This window comes from Antarcticirhabdus aurantiaca, assembly GCF_009765365.1.
Lineage (GTDB): Bacteria > Pseudomonadota > Alphaproteobacteria > Rhizobiales > Rhizobiaceae > Antarcticirhabdus > Antarcticirhabdus aurantiaca.
Genome location: NZ_VTOM01000015.1, coordinates 62,831 through 78,577, shown reverse-complemented (window position 1 = coordinate 78,577; position 15,747 = coordinate 62,831). Strand labels below are relative to the sequence as shown.

Below are 15,747 nucleotides of genomic sequence, written 5' to 3'. Positions count from 1 at the left end.
GGATGCGCCCGCTTCAAGCCGCAGCGCGCTTCCAGCCGAGCGCCAGAAGGCCGGCGCCGATCATCGCCGCGCCGCCGGTGCGGTTGACCGCCCGGCGCACGCCCGGGCGCGTCACGGCGCGCCGGGCGGCGAAGGCGAGGCCGGCGTAGAGGCTGGCATTGATCGTCGCGAGAACGAGGAAGGTCGTCTCGAACACTACCATCTGCGGGAGGAGAGGCGCGGCCGGGTTCAGGAACTGCGGCAGGAAGGCGACGAAGAAGACGATGCTCTTCGGGTTGAGGGCCGTCACCGCGTAGGTGTGGAGGAAGATGCGGCGCGCGGAGACCTCCTCGTCGTCCGCGGTCGTCGTCTGCGCGCCGTCGCCGGGGATCGGCGCGACGGGGGCGCGCCAGAGCTTCACGCCGAGCCAGATCAGGTAGGCGGCGCCGATCCACTTCAGCGCGGTGAAGAGAAGGGCCGAGGTCGCGAGCAGGGCGCCCAGGCCCAGCATCGAGGCGGTCATGGCGGTGAAGTCGCCGAGGGCGACGCCCGCGACGGAGGCCCGCGCGACGCGCCGGCCGTGGGCGAGCGCGTGCGTGATCACGAGAAGCATGGTGGGGCCGGGAATGACGAGAAGCACCGCGGAGGCGGCGGCGAAGGCGAGCCAGTGTTCGACGGTCATGGACGTCTCCAAAGAAGACGATCAATCCATAGCCGCGACTGCGTGGCAAGCAGGCCTTCTCAGCGCCCGACCATCCAGCGCCAGACGGTGGTTTCCTTGATCTCCGCATCCTCCAGCGCCCGCGTCACCGGCACGCGGTAGGTCGCCTGGCGGGTCAGGCGGTCGCGCGGCAGGTAGGCCCGGCCGGGATCGCCCACCAGGATCGTCATCTCCGCCGACGAGAGAGCATCGAACCAGGGCACGAGCCGGTCGGCGAACATCCGGTCGAAGAACACGTCGCCAGCGAGCAGCACGTCGGCGCCGACCTCGCCGGCCGGCACGCCGACGAGGTCGGCGATGCGGGCTTCGATCGAGACGCCGTTCAGCGCCGCGTTCAGGCGCAGGGCGGGCGCGGCGAAGGGGTCGATGTCGACCGCCACGACGCGCGCCGCCCCTACCTTCGCCGCGGCTACGGCGACGACGCCGGAGCCGCTGGCGAAATCCAGGACGCGCCGGCCCGCGACCATGTCCGGATGGTCGAGGACGAAGCGGGCGAGGCCCTGGCCGCCCGCCCAGGCAAAAGCCCAGAAGGGCGGCGGCAGGCCGATCGCGGCGAGCTCGTCCTCCGTCTTCAGCCAGAGATCATGCGCCTCGTCGGCGATGTGCAGCCTGATCTCCGGCACGTGCGGAACGGCAAGAACGGCCGTGTTGGCGAGGATGAAGTCCTGCGCCCGTGCCGGATCGAGCCGCTCCGGCGCGCCGCTCAGGCCGACTTCAAGCGCTTGCTCTGCCCCTGCAACTCGTCGATCAGCTTCGAGGCGTCCGCCTTCGACAGGGTCTCGTCGAAGGCGTGCCCCGTCTCCTCGCAGAGCGTCTTGAGGTAGGAGGCCTGCGCGCCCGTCATCGGCTCGCCGCCCGTCGTCCAGTCCGCCGGGTCCTTTTCGGCGTTGGAAGGGGCCTCGGTCTTCGGGTTCTCGGTCTTCGCGCTCATCGCGTCGCCTTTCCATATCGGTGTGTTCCCTTAATGTTCCGGACCGCGACTAGGTTCCCGCACGCCGCCGGTTCATATCACCTCGACGCGCGGTCGGCTGCGACGGACTACGTGGCGTCCGGTCCGGCGATCATCCCTGCGGAACCGACCCTGTAAAAAGAGCCGCCTGCACCAGTGCATAGGTAAAAGTGCGTCTGTGCGGTCCGTGGCTGTCCACCACTTAGGCAGGAACAAGCGGCCCGCGGATGGGCCGCCTCCATCAGAGCAGGAAGGGCAGCCTTATCATGACGATGTTCGAAGCGAATGCCGGTCTCGGGCCCGCGGGCGTGGGTGCGGGACCGGTGACCGCGCAGGCGGCGCTCGCCAACAAGGTGTCCTGGGGCGCCATCTTCGCCGGCGTCACCATCGCACTCGTCGTGCAGGTGATCCTGACGCTGGTCGGGACGGGCATCGGTATCGCCACGCTCGACCCCGCCGCCGGCGCAGCCGACAATCCGTCCGCCTCGAGCTTCTCGATCGCCGCAGCGGTCTGGGCTCTTGCTTCCGCGCTGGTCGCCGCCTTCGTCGGCGGCTATATCGCCGCGCGCCTGTCCGGCCGCATCGACCGCACCGCGTCCGCGCTTCACGGCCTGACGACCTGGGCGTTCACCACCCTTCTCGTTCTCTACCTCCTGACCACCACGATCGGCTCGCTCGTGGGCGGCGCGGTGGGCGGCGTCACCTCGGCGCTCGGCAGCGTCGGCCAGAGCGCGGTCCAGGCCGCGGCGCCCGCGGTCGCGAACTCGAACGTCAATCCGCTCGACGCCATCGAGAACGAGGTGCAGGCCACCGGCACCGACCCGGAAGCCCTGCAGGCGAACGCCGTCAACGCCATTCGCGCGCTCGTCACGGGCAGTCCGGACGGCGCCGACCAGGCCCGCAACGAGGCGGCCGAGGCGCTTGCCCAGGCCCGCGGCATCCCCGTCGAGCAGGCGCGCCAGGACGTGACGCGCATCGAGACCGAGACCCTCGCGGCGATCCAGAGCGCGCAGGAGACCGCCACCCAGGCGGCCGAGACGACGGCGTCCGTCGTGTCCAAGGGCTCGCTCCTCGCCGCGCTCGCGCTCGTCCTCGGCGCCCTTGCCGGTTGGCTCGGCGGACGCGCCGGCGTCGCTCCGGCCAGCACCTACGCCTACGGCCGCACCTGAGGCAGCGAGCACGAAACCCGTTGAACGTCGCGGCGGCCGTTTTGGCCGCCGCGCGAGGATCGACAGACATGGACAAGAACGCGATCAGAACCGCGACGAGCGAGCGCCAGGCCCTCGTCGAGAGCGGCGCCGAAGCCGCGCGCCGTGCGGCGCGGCGCAGCGACAATCCCCACGCCGTCGACTCGCCGGAATGGCAGGCCTGGATGGACGGCTACGACCACCAGGCGGTCTGGCTCGAGCTCGGACGCGGCAGCTACGGGCTCGCGCCCCGAACCGCGCTGGTGCCGCGATGATCGACAGCCGCACCTGCCGGGCGGCGCGCGGCTTCCTCAACTGGTCGACCCGCCGCCTCGCCATCCAGGCCGACGTGCCGGTGGCGCGGATCCTCGACCTGGAGGGCGACCGGCCGATCGAGGCGCCCTGGCTGCGCCGCCTGGCGGAGACCTTCGCCAGCCATGGCGTCGCTCCGATCGTGGAAAACGGCCGGCTGGTCGGGGTGCGGGAGTTTGAGAACCGGGCCGAGGCGGTTCGGCAGGCCCGCCGCGAGACCGCCGAGACCACGCTCATCGCCGCCGGTCCAGCTCCGGGCGAGGGCTGAGAGCCGGCGCCGCCGGGCCTGCGGCTGCTGCGAACCGAATCCGATTGCACGGGAAAGGATCATGGTCGACACACTTGATGGCCGCACGGTCGAGCGTCGTCAGCTCCAGCAGATCATCGCCGGGCTGACGGAAGGCGTGATCCTCATCGATCCCGACCAGACGATCAGCTGGGCGAACGACGCCGCGCTCCGCATGCACGGCGTCGCCGCTCTCGCCGATCTCGGGACCACGGTCGACGATTACCGGGACCGCTTCCAGCTCCGCTACCGGAACAACCATCCGCTGGCCGAAGGGGACTATCCGACGGATCGCGTCGTGGCGGGCGAGGTCTTCGTCGACGTCGTGGTGGAGGTCGCGCGGGCGGGCTGCGACGAGCCGGAATGGGTGCACCGGGTCCGCAGCCTCGTCCTCACCGACGCGCGCGACCAGCCGGACTGCCTCGTCCTGATCGTCACCGACGCCACCGACGAGATGCAGGCGATCGAGCGCTTCGAGCGCTCCTTCAACGCCAATCCGGCCCCGGCCCTGATCTGCCGCGTGTCCGATCTTCGCTATATCCGCGTCAACCAGGGCTTCCTCGACATGACGGGCTATGCCCGCGAGGCGGTGATCGGGCGCTCGGTCTACGACCTCGACGTGATGGAGGCGGCCGACAAGCGCGAACTCGGCAAGCAGCGGCTCGCCGAATGGGCGACGATCCCGCAGATGGAGTCCTGCCTCCAACTCCCGGCCGGCGAGTCCAAGCTGGTGATCACCGCCGGCCAACCGATCGAGATCGGCGACGAGAAGTGCATGCTCTTCACCTTCGCCGACCTCGAACCGCGGCGGAAGGCCGAGAGCGCGCTTCGGAACAGCGAGGAGAAGTTCGCCAAGACCTTCCGCCTGGCGCCCGTGCCGATGAAGATCTGCACGCTCGATGGCTTCCGCATCCTCGACGTCAACGAGGCGTTCCTGAAGGAGACCGGCTGGTCGGCCGACGAGGTGATCGGGCGCAGCCCCGCCGAGATCGAGCTGTGGGAAGCGGCGTCCACCCGGCGCAAGCTGGAAAAGGAGCTCGTCGAGGGCGGCAGCTTCCGCGGCCGCGACGCCAAGCTGAAGACCAAGGACGGCGCGGTGATCGACTGCCTCGTTTCGGCCGACACGGTGACCATCGGCGGCGCGGTCTGCGTCCTCGACGTCTTCCAGGACATCTCGGAGCGCAAGGCCTCCGAGCTCGAGCTCGTGGCCGCGATCGAAGAGGTGATGACCGACACGACCTGGTTCAGCCGCGGCGTCATGGAGAAGCTCGCCACCATGCGCTCGCCCCAGCCGGCCGGAGCGCTCAAGGCCGACCTCAGCCCCAAGGAGCGCCAGGTGCTCGGCCTCGTCTCGCAGGGGCTGGACGACGCGGAGATCGCCGACAAGCTCTGCTTGTCGCGCAACACGATCCGCAATCACGTCGCGCGCATCTACGCCAAGATCGGCGTCCACCGCCGCAGCGAGGCCATCGTCTGGGCGCGCGAGCGCGGCATCGTCGGGCCGGACGCCGAGCGCCGCAAGCCGGCCAAGGCCTGAGCCTTCGTCAATCGTCCTCGACGGGGTCGCGCACCTTCACCTCGGCATCCGCGCTGAGCCGCTGGTAGACGCCGAGCCCGACGATGAGGAGCCCGCCCGCCAGGAGCAGCATGGTCGGGTAGATCATCAGGCGCGGATCCTCCTTGCCGGCCTCGAACACCGTGACGAGGGCTTCGAGAAGAACGGCGATGATGATCGTTGAGATGAACTTCGTCAGGCTGCGGCGCGCCTCGCCGGCATTGCGCATCTCGCGACCGCGGATCGCCTCCTCCTCCAGGAGGTACTTGCCGACGTCGAAGACCGCCGTCGCGATCACGGTGTAGCCGACCGCCTCCAGCGCGGTGGCGCCGATGCTGCGGTCGGGCACGCGAAAGCTCTCCCAGACTCCCGATCCGGCATAGAAGATCAGCGCGCCGGCGAGGACCATGAGAACGAGGCTCGCCAGGCCGAAGGCGATGCGTGTCAGGATTTCAAAGGCGCGCACCGAACCGTTCCATGGCCGAGTCCTATTGGTTCTGCCGATACGATGGAGATCGTTTGCCGGCAAGGCGACCATCCGCCTTCGAACGGTTTGCGCGGCCAAAGAACGAGGGGCGGGGCGAAAAAGAAGCGGCTGCATCAGCCCGCCTGATGCAGCCGCTTCTGCGAAAAAACGGGGGCGCTCCATACATCGTCCGCGAGGCCGGTTGATGGTCTCCGCGTTCGGCGGGGCCGCTTCGAGGCCGGTTCCATCTGAGGAGAAGACCCATGGACAAGGATCGCATCGAAGGCGCCCGCAAGCAGGTCGTCGGCTCGGTCAAGGAAGCGGTCGGCAAGCTAACGGGCAATGAGCGCGTCGAGGCCGAGGGCGCGGCGGAAAAGACCGCGGGCAAGGTGCAGGACAAGGTCGGCGAGTCCAAGGACAGCCTGCGCGACGCGTTCCGCAAGTGATCGGTCCGGAGGCCGCCGTTTGCTCCGGCGCGGCGGCCTCCGGCGCAACGAAGGCCTATCGGTGCCAGCGAGATGATGACGTTCAACCTGTTCCGGAAATCGGGCGCGCTGCCCGTTCACTGCGCGGTGCCGGACGGCGGCGCCATGCCCGCCTTCCTGCGCGGGTCGGACTGGTCCTTCGAGGGCAAGGTCGACGACCTCGCCTCGCGCCTCCTGGAGATCGACAAGGCGCTCTACGAGCGCGTGGTGCAGGAGACCGGATACTTCATCTTCTCCGTGCCCTGAGCGCCGGCGCGCTCGGACGGGGAGCCCGCCTCACCCCGTCCAGCCGGGCAGGGCGTGCAGGAGGGCGCCCGCCGCCGCGCAGGCCGCGAGCGTCGGGACGACCCCCGCCTTGAAGCGGAACAGCGCCAGCATGGCCGCCGCGAACAGGGCGAGCGCGAAGGGATCGAGGCTCGACAGGCGCGGAACGTCGAGCGAGACGGGGCCGAGGCGCGCCTCCTCCACTTCGCGAAACAGGACGTGAAGCCCGAACCAGACCGCGAGGTTGAGGATCACGCCGACCACGGCGGCGGTGATCGCCCCGAGCGCTCCCGCCAGGGCGCGGTTGCCGCGCAGCCGCTCGATGAAGGGCGCGCCGAGGAAGATCCACAGGAAGCAGGGCATGAACGTCACCCAGGTCGTCAGCAGCCCGCCGAGGGTCGCCGCGACGTAGGGGTTCATCGCGCCGGGCTCGCGGAAGGCGCCGAGGAAGCCGACGAACTGGGTGACCATGATCAGCGGTCCCGGCGTCGTTTCGGCAAGGCCGAGGCCGTTCAGCATCTCGCCCGGCGCCAGCCAGCCGTAGTGGTCCACGGCCTGCTGGGCGACATAGGCGAGAACGGCATAGGCGCCGCCGAAGGTGACCACCGCCATCTGGCTGAAGAAGACGCCGATGTCGGCGAAGACGCTGTTCGGCGCGAGAACGAGAAGCAGGGCGATCGGCACCAGCCAGAGCGCCAGGAAGGCCGCCGAAATCCGCAGCGACCAGGACACGTTCGGCCGGGCATGCTCGGGAACGCCTTCGCCGAGCGCGGAATCGGCGTCGGCGAGGATGTCGCCCTTCGCCGGGCCGTGCCCGCCGCTTCCCGAAAAGGCGGCGCTGCCCAAGCGCGCCCCGAGCCAGCCGAGCAGCCCCGCCCCCAGAACGATGGCAGGGAAGGGCACGTCGAACAGGAAGATCGCGGCGAAGGCGGCCGCTGCGATGGCGACGGCCGTCCGGTTGCGGAGCGCCCGCTTGCCGATCCGGCTCACCGCCTCGAGCACGATGGCGAGCACCGCCGCCTTCAGCCCGAAGAACAGGCCGGCGACGATCCCGACGTTGCCGAAGGCGACGTAGACGAAGGACAGGGCCATGATCGAGACGAGGCCCGGCAGGACGAAGAGGCCGCCGGCGATCAGCCCGCCCTTGGTGCGGTGCAGGAGCCAGCCGATGTAGGTGGCGAGCTGCTGGGCCTCGGGGCCGGGCAGGAGCATGCAGTAGTTGAGGGCGTGGAGGAAGCGCGCCTCGCCGATCCAGCGCTTCTCGTCGACGAGGACGCGGTGCATGAGGGCGATCTGCCCGGCGGGCCCGCCGAAGGACAGGCAGGCGATCTTGATCCAGACCCGCACCGCCTCGCCGAACGGAATGCCGTGGCTGGGCGCGGGCCGCACGTCCGGGCCGTGGGCTGGGGCGATCTCGACCATCTCATGCACCTTCCTTGCGGACCGGCGATCCGGCGATTCGGCCGTCGCCCGGTTGGTAGCATCGATGGCGCGCGCCGGGGAGGCGTGGACCCTTTCCCCGAACGGTTTCCGTCGGGCCGGCGCGGCGGGGCGGCCGTTCGCGGCCATCGAGATCGAGGCCGACGGCACGATCGGATCGCCGGTCGGGCGCGGCCTCGGCTGCTCCGTGCTTCCCGCCCATGCCATCCGTCGCGAAAGGCTGAACGGCACGCTCCGCGCTTGACCCTTCGAGCCGGCCTTCCTGCGCACCGTTCGACCCAGTCGAGCCGATCGACCGCCCGCTCTCGCACGCCGTCCAGGCCGCCGAGACGCTCTGCCGGCGCGCGCTGCGCGCCCTCGCGCGTCCGGGCGAATAGAGCGGTGCGCAGATGCGCGTGAGTGGCTAAGCTCGCGAGGCGCTCAAGCGAATAGGCTGGAGGATCGAGGTAGCGAATGCTGCATCACGTCGAAATCTACGTCTCCGACCTTGAGGCCTCGCATGTCTTCTGGTCGGGCATTCTGGCCAAGATCGGCTACGAGGAAGCCGGACGCTGGAGCGACGGCTTCACCCTCCGCCGCGATGACGACGCTTACCTGACCTTCGTGCAGGTTGCCGACAAATACCGCGCCCTGCGCTACCATCGATGCGGCGTCGGCCTCAATCATCTCGCCTTCAGGGTCGAAAGCCGGGCTCTCGTCGACGAGCTGCTGGCCTATTGCCGCGCGAACGGCATAGCCACGCTTTACGACGAGACCTATCCCTTCGCGAACGGTGGACACGACTACTACGCCTTGTACGTCGAGGACCCCGACCGCATGAAGGTCGAGTTCGTCGCTGCCGACTGACGTCCTTTCAAGCGGACCTCTTGCGTTGCGAGGGCGGCAAGCTTGTGGAGCACCGGGCGCTGCTCCTAATCTCGGCCTCCTGAAGCAGATCGGAGTGACTGCGAAATGACCGGACGCCTCGCGGGAAAATCGGCCCTCGTCACGGGCGGGGCCTCGGGCTTTGGCGCGGCGATCGCCAGGAGCTTCGCCCGCGAGGGCGCGAGGGTCACGATCATGGATCTCGACGAGGCGGGGGCGGCGCGCGTCGTCGGCGAGATCGGAGAAGCCGCCGCGAGCATCCGCGGCGACGTGACGAGCCGCGCCGACTTCGACGGCGCCATCGCGCACGCCGCCGGGCACGGCGGGCAGCTCGACATCCTCGTCAACAATGCCGGCTGGACCCACCGCAACAAGCCTCTGGAGGAGGTGAGCGAGGAGGAGTTCGACCGGGTCTACTCGATCAACGTCAAGTCGATCTACCATTCGGTCCAGGCGAGCCTGCCGGTCTTCACCGCCCAAGGGGCCGGCGTGATGATCAACATCGGCTCCACCGCCGGCATCCGCCCGCGGCCCGGCCTCACCTGGTACAACGGCTCCAAGGGCGCGGTGAACATCCTGACGCGCTCGCTCGCCGCCGAGCTCGCCCCGCGCGGCATCCGCGTCAACGGCGTCGCTCCCGTCATGGGCGCGACGGCGCTTCTGGAAAGCTTCATGGGCCTGCCGGACACGCCGGAGAACCGCGCGAAGTTCATCGCGACCGTCCCGCTCGGCCGCCTCTCGGAACCCGAGGACGTCGCTGGCGCCTGCCTTTATCTCGCCTCCGACGAGGCCGCCTTCGTCACCGGCGTGATCCTCGAAGTCGACGGCGGCCGCACGATCTGAGGCGCTAGCGGACGGTCCGGGGCGCTGCCGGACGGTTCGAGGCGCTGCCGGACGGTTCGAGGCGCTGCCGGACGGTTCGAGGCGGCCAAGCGTCCGCGCGCTTTCGCTTCGCAGTCGCGCTATATCGCGGCGGCGCAACGGAGTTCGTTCATGCAGCCGCCCACCAGCTATCCCATCGGCATGCTTCCCGCCCTGACGGGGCGTTCGCTCGGGCGCTGCCTCGAGATCGTCGAGGCCGGACTGGTGCGCACCCTCGACGTGCCCTTCGGCGACCGTTCGAAGGACGAGAACGGGCGGCGCCGGGCGATCCTCGTTCCAGCCGGCCGCGTCCGCTCCATCCTGCAGATCCCCGAAGGCGAGGTCGCGCCCGTCGCCGACGAGGACGATGCCGAGCGCATCGCCCGGATCGCCTCCGCCCGGGCCGAGGTCGTGGTGCGCGTGCGTCGCGGCGCGGATACGACCTTCGTCGGCTTCGAAGTCGAGGTTCCCGTCTTGGCGCCGATCTTCCCGGCGGCGCGGGAAACGCTTCTGATGGCCTTCGTGCGGCTGCGCGCGCCCAAATCCGTGCGCCAGCGCCTCGCCGACGACGAGATGCTGCGGGACGAGGAGGTCGCCTCCGCCGTCGACTTCATGTCCGACCGGGCTGCCGAGACGGAGGCTGCGTGCCGCGCGGCGCTGGTCGCCGTCGCGCAGGACTATGCGCGGCGCTTCGGCGAGGCCACGCGCGACCTCGAAGACCCCGCCGCCTTCCTGAAGGCCGCGACGCAGGCCGACATCGAGCGTTTCGTCTTCGCCGCGCAGGCGCCGAGCGAGGAGGAGGTGCGCCGCGCGGCCGACAAGTGGTTCGACAAGGTGCTCGGCTCCATGCGGGCGCTCCGCCGCCAGAGCCGGCGCCGCGCGAGCTTCGCCGAGGCGACGGGCTACGACCGCTATCCCAGCCTCTTCCCGCTCGCCCGCTCGATCGGGCGCAGGCTCCTGTTCCTCGCCGGCCCGACCAATTCCGGCAAGACCTTCGAGGCCATGCGCCTCGCGATCGAGGCGCCGACGGCGGAAGTTCTCTCGCCGCTGCGGCTTCTCGCCCACGAGCACCGCGAAACGCTGGGCGCGGCCGGGCTTCGCGCCGGCCTCATCACCGGCGAGGAGCGCGACGCGCCCGAGGACGCGACGCACATCGCCCGCACGATCGAGACGATCGATGTCGGCCGGCGCGTCGACGTCTGCGTCGTCGACGAGATCCAGATGCTCGCCGACGAGCAGCGCGGCTGGGCCTGGACGCAGGCGCTCTTCGCCGCGCCCGCCGATCTCGTGGTGATGACCGGCTCGCCCGACGCGATCCCGGTGGTGGAGCGGCTCGCCGGCGTCCTCGGCGAGCCGCTGGAGATCCGCATCCTGGAACGCAAGAACCCGCTCGAGGCCTGGCCGCGACCGGTCGCGCTGACGGACCTGAAGCGCGGCGACGCCGTCGTCGCCTTCTCGCGCGCGGCCGTCCACGAGCTTCGCGAGGAGATCGTCCGGCTCGGCCTGAAGGTGGCGATCGTCTACGGCGCGCTGAGCCCGGAGGTGCGGCGCGCCGAGGCCGCGCGCTTCCGGCGCGGCGAGGCCGACGTCGTCGTGGCGACGGACGCGATCGGCATGGGTCTGAACCTTCCCGTGTCCCGCGTCTTCCTGGCGAGCCTCGACAAGTTCGACGGCACCCGTCGGCGAGGGCTCCTTCATTCCGAGATCCGGCAGATCGGCGGTCGCGCCGGGCGCTTCGGCATGTTCGAGAAGGGCTGGGTCGGCGTGATCGGCGGGGGCACCCACGGCGTCGATAAGATCCGCGCCGCGCTCTCGACGCCCCCGAAGGAACTGACGGGCCGCGCCTTCGTGCGTCCGAACCGCGAGAGCGTCGCGCTGGCCGCCGAGTTCCTGGAAACCGACGATCTCGCCCAGGTCCTGACCTTTCTGCGCTCGCGCATCGTCATGGACCATCCCGACCTCAAGATCGGCGACATGGACGAGGAGATCGAGAAGGCGCGGCGCCTCGCGGGCGTCACGCTGCCGCTTCTCGACCGGCTGTCCTATGCCGTCGTGCCGGTGTCGCTCCGCCATCCCTGGTTCATGGACACGGTGCTGACCTGGGCGCGGGCGCACGCGGCCGGCAATCGGGCGCCCAAGCCGCCCTTGCGCTCGGGCGACCTCCAGCGCCTGGAGGACGGCGTCAACCTCGCCACCGCCTGGCTCTGGCTCGCCCAGCGCTTTCCGCAGGTCTACGCCGACGAGGACGAGGTGCGCGACGGCGTCGCGGCGCTCAACGGCGAGATCGAGCGCAATCTCGTGAAGCTCTCCGCCATGCGCGGCGGCAGAGCCGGGGCAGTCGCCTCGAAGCCCCGCACGCGGCGGGGCCGCAATCCGCGGCCGCGGGCACCGGCGCCCACGGCCGCCTGAGCCGGCGGCGAGCCCCGCCCCGGCGGGTCAGGCCGCCTGCGTGGCGCCCTTGAGCGTCGCCATGTCGATCACGAAGCGGTATTTCACGTCGCTCTTCAGCATCCGCGCGAAGGCCGCCTCGATGTCGTGGATGTCGATCATCTCGATGTCCGAGGTGATGCCGTGCTCGGCGCAGAAGTCGAGCATCTCCTGCGTTTCCGCGATGCCGCCGATCAGCGAGCCGGCAAAGGAGCGGCGCTTCCAGATGACGGAGAAGGCGGCGACGGAGAGCGGCTTCTCCGGCGCGCCGACCTGGCACATCGTGCCGTCGCGCCTGAGGAGGTTGAGGTAGGCGTTGACGTCGTGCTCGGCCGCGACGCAGTCGAGGATGAAGTCGAAGCTGTTCGCATGCGCGTCCATCTGGCTCGGATCGGTCGAGACGATCACCTCGTCCGCCCCGAGGCGCCGGGCGTCCTCCGCCTTGTTCGGCGAGGTTGTGAAGAGGACGACGTGCGCGCCCATGGCGTGGGCGAGCTTGACGCCCATGTGGCCGAGGCCGCCGAGCCCGACGATGCCGACCTTCTGGCCCGGCCCGACCTTCCAGCGGCGCAGCGGCGAATAGGTGGTGATGCCGGCGCAGAGCAGCGGCGCGACGGCGGCGAGATCGAGCTTGTCCGGGATGCGCAGCGTGAAGCCCTCGTCGACGACGATCGCTTCGGAGTAACCGCCGAAGGTGGTCCCTCCGGTCTGCGGCTCGACGCCGTTATAGGTCGCGACGAACCCGTTGTCGCAGTACTGCTCCAGCCCGTCGGCGCAGTTCGGGCAGTTCTGGCAGGAGGCCACCATGCAGCCGACGCCGGCCAGATCGCCGACCTTGAACTTCGTCACGGCCGGACCGACGGCGGAAACGCGCCCGACGATCTCGTGGCCCGGCAGGCAGGGATAGACCGTGTTCTGCCAGTCGTTGCGGGCCTGGTGGAGGTCCGAATGGCAGACGCCGCAATAGAGGATGTCGATCTTCACGTCGCGCTCGCCGACGTCGCGGCGATCGAAGGAGAAGGGCGACAGGGGCTGGTCGGCGGCCGGGGTGGCGAAGCCTTCGCAACGGAACATGGGATTACCTCGTGATGGATCGGCGGGGCGGGACGTGGGAGCGTCCCGGCCGCCATGCGTTCTGGACCGGCCGGTCAGCGGCCGGCATAGTCCTCGTCGGACACGTGCTCCAGCCACTCCACCACCTTGCCGTCCTGTTCTTCCTGGATGGCGATGTGGGTCATGGCGGTGGTCGGGCCGGCGCCGTGCCAATGCTTCTCGCCCGGCTCGAACCAGACGACGTCGCCCGGCCGGATCTCCTCGACCGGGCCGCCCTCGCGCTGGGCGAGGCCGAGCCCGGCGGTGACGATCACGGTCTGGCCGCGCGGATGCGTGTGCCACGCCGTGCGGGCGCCGGGCTCGAAGGTCACGCTCGCCGCGGCCCCGCGTCGCGCCGCGTTGGCGGAGAAGAGCGGGTCGACGCGAACCGCGCCGGTGAACCACTCGCCCGGACCTTTGCCCGAGGGACGCGAGCCGTTTCGGATGATGTCCATGGCGGTGCGTTCCTTCGGCGTGGCGTGTCCGGCCTTCGATGCAGGGCGGCTATCTATGGCGGCGGGTCCGCTTGGATAGCGGCCTCGTCGCCTTGGAAAGCGGAGAGCGGGGCGCGAAAATCCGTGGCCGCCGACGCGCTCCGCCCAAACGGGCGCGCGAGGTTCGGCCGGCGACCCTCCTCGTCCCTCTCGACGCCCGATGCGGGGACGCCTTTCGGCGGGAGGACGCGTCGTCCCGCCTCAGCGTCGTTTCAGAGCGTCGGCAGGGCGCCGACGATGCGCAGCGACAGGCCTTCGTAGGGGTCGAGGTTGATCGTCAAGGCACCGTCCTCCTTGAGGTCGCCCTCGATGGTCTCGGCGATCATGTCGACCACGGGGCCGGGCCGCGTGCCCGGCAGCATCGCGACCTCGCTGATCGGCTCGGGCCCGAAGTTGAGGGCGGTGACCTGCGTGCCGCGCCCGTCCGGCAGCTCGTGCACCATCACGAGGAGGCCGGGCGCCGTCACGTCGGGGATCGCCGTCTGGCGGCTCGCGGCGATGCCGTAGGCGTCGCGCACCGCCATCAGGCGCTTGAGCTGCGAGGCGAAGGAATCCGGGCGCGTGAGCTGCTCGGGGATCGGGCCGTAGAGGGCGCGCGCCCGCGGCATGCCGTCAGCCGAGCGCGCCTCGTCCGGATTCTGGCCCGTGAGGTCGTAGGCGCCGCGCTCGATCCAGCGCGTGTCGCCGTCGCCCATCAGGTGCGACACGGCCTCCGGCGGCAAGGGCAGTGCGCCGACGAGGTCCCAGCCGGAGAGCGCGAAGATGCCGGGCTGGAAGGCGTTGTACATGGCGAGGAGCAGGTGGACCTTCTGGATGAGGCGCGTCGTCTCCTCGTCGATGGTGGAGAGGTCCGAGATGCCGAGCGCCGCCGTGATGACGCTCGCCGTCGTGCAGGCGATGCCGTTGGTGACGAAGGGCAGGTTGTAGGGCGCGTTGGTGCCCGACAGGCGCTCGCGGATGACGTCGCGCAGGTGCATGCGGAGCGTGCGGCCCTGCCAGGTCTGGCCGGCGAAGGTGTAGATGTCGTCGGCGTGGAGCGTCCAGAAGTGGACGAGTTCCGTCGTCAGCTCGTCGTGGTTCTGCAGCGCGTGGATCAGCGAGGCCGGGTCGATCCCGAACTCGTGGACGGTGCGCAGCATCAGCCGCAGGAACTCGGTGTCGCCGGTTAGCAGCGCGTGGTGGTAGGCAGGGCGCGTGATGAAGTCGTAGGAGAGATCCGCCCCGCCCTTCGACATCGCCGCGATGTCGTCGACGGTGAGGTTCAGCTCCTGGAAGGAGAAGCCGCCGGCCTTGCGGACCATGCCGGCGAGGAGCGCGTTGCCGGTCACCGACAGCGGATGGCTCTCCGACCAGGCCGGGCCGTCGATGCGCCGTTCGACGCCGAGGAAGCCGTTGGCGTCGAGGCGCAGGCCCCGCGCGCCCATGTGGTCGATCGAGTGCAGCGCGTCGCCGATGATCATCTGCTGCGCGGCGAAGGAGGGGTCGAGCCAGTTGAGGCTCGGCTGGCCCTCCTTGAAGTAGTGGAGATAGACCCAGCGCCGCACCTTGCCGTCGACGCCCGCAACGGGACCGGTGGCGCTCCAGTCGGTTTCCTTGACGCCCGGCTCGAAGAAGATGACGCGCTGGAGCTGGCCGACGATGAGGCCGCGCTCCTTGAGCGTGTCGACGACCGGCGGCGGCAGGTTCACCGCGTCGCGCCCCTCCGGCACCTCGGGCAGGAGGGCCCAGTCCTCCTCCGGGATCTCCACCATGTGGTAGAGGCCGGGATAGGAGGAATGGTTCATCTCGGCGAGGCGGAAGTCCGGCCCCTTGCCGGTATGGGCGGGGATGACGTCGTCGATGACCACCGCGTTGTGGGCGGCGGCCATGCGGCTGATCGCGACGAACTCCTCCGTGGTGCCGAAGCCGGGATCGATCTCGAAGCCGATGCGGTCGAAATTGCCGTCGATGGTCGGCGTGTAGACCCCGTCCTTGAGCCCGCCGGCCCGCTTCATCGGGCCGGTGTGGATGCCGCGCACGCCGATCGAGGAGAGGGCCGACCAGAGGAGCGGGTCGCCGAGGGTCTTCAGGACCGACTCGCCGGGACGCGTGATGACGGAGGCCGGATAGGCCGTGAACCAGACCGGCGCGATGGCCGAGGCGACGCGCGGCCGCGTCTCGGCATAGGGGCGCTGCCAGAGCCGGCCCTGGCCGCCATAGGTTTCCGCGAACTTGCGCGCTTGGTGCAGCATGGACAGCGCGACGAGGTCCTCGACGGCCTGCGTGGTGGTGGCGGTGGCGGCCGGTTCTGTCATGACGATCGTCGTCCCCTCGCTCTCGTTCGTTGGCAGGCCATCCAACGCGCCCGCTCCCCGATGTTTCCGCC

At 70.1% G+C, this 15,747-nt stretch carries 17 protein-coding genes; 9 read left to right on the top strand and 8 right to left on the bottom strand.

Annotated elements, in window-relative coordinates; genetic code table 11:
• Nucleotides 1-13: 13 nt before the first annotated feature.
• From FZN60_RS17780 to FZN60_RS17770, 3 genes are read right to left on the bottom strand one after another with little or no spacing between them, the layout of a single operon-like run.
• A complete protein-coding gene (locus FZN60_RS17780) occupies nt 14-661 on the bottom strand; it encodes a LysE family translocator (protein WP_158874841.1) in 648 nt (215 codons plus the stop codon).
• Between the two features lie 59 nt (nt 662-720).
• Nucleotides 721-1,407, bottom strand: a complete 687-nt coding sequence (locus tag FZN60_RS17775) for a class I SAM-dependent methyltransferase (protein ID WP_158874926.1) — start codon at nt 1,405-1,407, stop codon at nt 721-723.
• On the bottom strand, nt 1,404-1,631 hold the full coding sequence (locus FZN60_RS17770; RefSeq protein WP_158874925.1) for a DUF3072 domain-containing protein: 228 nt from the start codon (nt 1,629-1,631) through the stop codon (nt 1,404-1,406). Before FZN60_RS17770 ends, FZN60_RS17775 begins: the two co-directional genes overlap by 4 nt.
• A gap of 284 nt (nt 1,632-1,915) precedes the next feature.
• Here FZN60_RS17770 and FZN60_RS17765 point away from each other — a divergent pair, with 284 nt between their 5' ends.
• The 4 genes from FZN60_RS17765 to FZN60_RS17750 all read left to right on the top strand — a co-directional run bounded on the left by FZN60_RS17765 (nt 1,916) and on the right by FZN60_RS17750 (nt 4,971).
• Complete coding sequence (locus tag FZN60_RS17765; protein WP_246726917.1) at nt 1,916-2,818, top strand: PhnA-like protein; 903 nt, start codon at nt 1,916-1,918, stop codon at nt 2,816-2,818.
• Nucleotides 2,819-2,886: 68 nt separating this feature from the next.
• Nucleotides 2,887-3,111, top strand: coding sequence for a hypothetical protein (locus tag FZN60_RS17760; RefSeq protein WP_158874840.1), 225 nt, complete (start codon nt 2,887-2,889; stop codon nt 3,109-3,111).
• A complete protein-coding gene (locus tag FZN60_RS17755; RefSeq protein ID WP_158874839.1) occupies nt 3,108-3,416 on the top strand; it encodes a hypothetical protein in 309 nt (102 codons plus the stop codon). The genes FZN60_RS17760 and FZN60_RS17755 overlap by 4 nt, the downstream gene beginning before the upstream one ends.
• Nucleotides 3,417-3,477: 61 nt before the next feature.
• Nucleotides 3,478-4,971: a helix-turn-helix transcriptional regulator gene (locus FZN60_RS17750; RefSeq protein ID WP_158874838.1), complete on the top strand. Its 1,494-nt coding sequence runs from the start codon at nt 3,478-3,480 to the stop codon at nt 4,969-4,971.
• A 7-nt stretch (nt 4,972-4,978) separates the two neighbouring features.
• On the opposite strand, the gene FZN60_RS17745 is transcribed toward FZN60_RS17750, so the two are convergent.
• Nucleotides 4,979-5,455: a GNAT family acetyltransferase gene (locus FZN60_RS17745; RefSeq protein WP_158874837.1), complete on the bottom strand. Its 477-nt coding sequence runs from the start codon at nt 5,453-5,455 to the stop codon at nt 4,979-4,981.
• 263 nt (nt 5,456-5,718) lie between these two features.
• On the opposite strand from FZN60_RS17745, the gene FZN60_RS17740 reads away from it, so the two are divergent.
• Both FZN60_RS17740 and FZN60_RS17735 read left to right on the top strand, forming a co-directional pair.
• Entirely contained in the window at nt 5,719-5,901 is a 183-nt protein-coding gene (locus FZN60_RS17740; RefSeq protein WP_158874836.1) for a CsbD family protein, read from the top strand.
• Between the two features lie 72 nt (nt 5,902-5,973).
• A complete protein-coding gene (locus FZN60_RS17735; RefSeq protein ID WP_158874835.1) occupies nt 5,974-6,186 on the top strand; it encodes a hypothetical protein in 213 nt (70 codons plus the stop codon).
• Nucleotides 6,187-6,216: 30 nt separating this feature from the next.
• On the opposite strand, the gene chrA is transcribed toward FZN60_RS17735, so the two are convergent.
• Nucleotides 6,217-7,626 (bottom strand): chromate efflux transporter, encoded by a 1,410-nt coding sequence (gene chrA / locus FZN60_RS17730; protein WP_158874834.1) that lies wholly within the window; start codon nt 7,624-7,626, stop codon nt 6,217-6,219.
• Between the two features lie 471 nt (nt 7,627-8,097).
• Here chrA and FZN60_RS17725 point away from each other — a divergent pair, with 471 nt between their 5' ends.
• From FZN60_RS17725 to FZN60_RS17715, 3 genes are all read left to right on the top strand, one after another.
• Entirely contained in the window at nt 8,098-8,490 is a 393-nt protein-coding gene (locus FZN60_RS17725) for a VOC family protein (protein WP_158874833.1), read from the top strand.
• A 105-nt stretch (nt 8,491-8,595) separates the two neighbouring features.
• Complete coding sequence (locus FZN60_RS17720) at nt 8,596-9,351, top strand: glucose 1-dehydrogenase (RefSeq protein ID WP_158874832.1); 756 nt, start codon at nt 8,596-8,598, stop codon at nt 9,349-9,351.
• 150 nt (nt 9,352-9,501) lie between these two features.
• On the top strand, nt 9,502-11,778 hold the full coding sequence (locus tag FZN60_RS17715) for a helicase-related protein (protein WP_158874831.1): 2,277 nt from the start codon (nt 9,502-9,504) through the stop codon (nt 11,776-11,778).
• Between the two features lie 27 nt (nt 11,779-11,805).
• Here FZN60_RS17715 and FZN60_RS17710 read toward each other — a convergent pair whose 3' ends face one another.
• From FZN60_RS17710 to treS, 3 genes are all read right to left on the bottom strand, one after another.
• Nucleotides 11,806-12,870 (bottom strand): NAD(P)-dependent alcohol dehydrogenase, encoded by a 1,065-nt coding sequence (locus FZN60_RS17710; protein ID WP_158874830.1) that lies wholly within the window; start codon nt 12,868-12,870, stop codon nt 11,806-11,808.
• Between the two features lie 74 nt (nt 12,871-12,944).
• Nucleotides 12,945-13,343: a (R)-mandelonitrile lyase gene (locus FZN60_RS17705; RefSeq protein WP_158874829.1), complete on the bottom strand. Its 399-nt coding sequence runs from the start codon at nt 13,341-13,343 to the stop codon at nt 12,945-12,947.
• A gap of 251 nt (nt 13,344-13,594) precedes the next feature.
• Entirely contained in the window at nt 13,595-15,676 is a 2,082-nt protein-coding gene (gene treS / locus FZN60_RS17700; protein ID WP_158874828.1) for a maltose alpha-D-glucosyltransferase, read from the bottom strand.
• Nucleotides 15,677-15,747: the final 71 nt, after the last annotated feature.

Bases quoted from the DNA above. Each gene is read 5' to 3' on its own strand.
- FZN60_RS17780 (WP_158874841.1), bottom strand. From the start codon at position 661: ATGACCGTCGAACACTGGCTCGCCTTCGCCGCCGCCTCCGCGGTGCTT.
- FZN60_RS17720 (WP_158874832.1), top strand. From the start codon at position 8,596: ATGACCGGACGCCTCGCGGGAAAATCGGCCCTCGTCACGGGCGGGGCC.
- FZN60_RS17740 (WP_158874836.1), top strand. From the start codon at position 5,719: ATGGACAAGGATCGCATCGAAGGCGCCCGCAAGCAGGTCGTCGGCTCG.
- FZN60_RS17705 (WP_158874829.1), bottom strand. From the start codon at position 13,343: ATGGACATCATCCGAAACGGCTCGCGTCCCTCGGGCAAAGGTCCGGGC.
- FZN60_RS17750 (WP_158874838.1), top strand. From the start codon at position 3,478: ATGGTCGACACACTTGATGGCCGCACGGTCGAGCGTCGTCAGCTCCAG.
- FZN60_RS17735 (WP_158874835.1), top strand. From the start codon at position 5,974: ATGATGACGTTCAACCTGTTCCGGAAATCGGGCGCGCTGCCCGTTCAC.
- FZN60_RS17765 (WP_246726917.1), top strand. From the start codon at position 1,916: ATGACGATGTTCGAAGCGAATGCCGGTCTCGGGCCCGCGGGCGTGGGT.
- FZN60_RS17760 (WP_158874840.1), top strand. From the start codon at position 2,887: ATGGACAAGAACGCGATCAGAACCGCGACGAGCGAGCGCCAGGCCCTC.
- chrA (WP_158874834.1), bottom strand. From the start codon at position 7,626: ATGGTCGAGATCGCCCCAGCCCACGGCCCGGACGTGCGGCCCGCGCCC.
- FZN60_RS17755 (WP_158874839.1), top strand. From the start codon at position 3,108: ATGATCGACAGCCGCACCTGCCGGGCGGCGCGCGGCTTCCTCAACTGG.
- FZN60_RS17710 (WP_158874830.1), bottom strand. From the start codon at position 12,870: ATGTTCCGTTGCGAAGGCTTCGCCACCCCGGCCGCCGACCAGCCCCTG.
- treS (WP_158874828.1), bottom strand. From the start codon at position 15,676: ATGACAGAACCGGCCGCCACCGCCACCACCACGCAGGCCGTCGAGGAC.
- FZN60_RS17770 (WP_158874925.1), bottom strand. From the start codon at position 1,631: ATGAGCGCGAAGACCGAGAACCCGAAGACCGAGGCCCCTTCCAACGCC.
- FZN60_RS17725 (WP_158874833.1), top strand. From the start codon at position 8,098: ATGCTGCATCACGTCGAAATCTACGTCTCCGACCTTGAGGCCTCGCAT.
- FZN60_RS17715 (WP_158874831.1), top strand. From the start codon at position 9,502: ATGCAGCCGCCCACCAGCTATCCCATCGGCATGCTTCCCGCCCTGACG.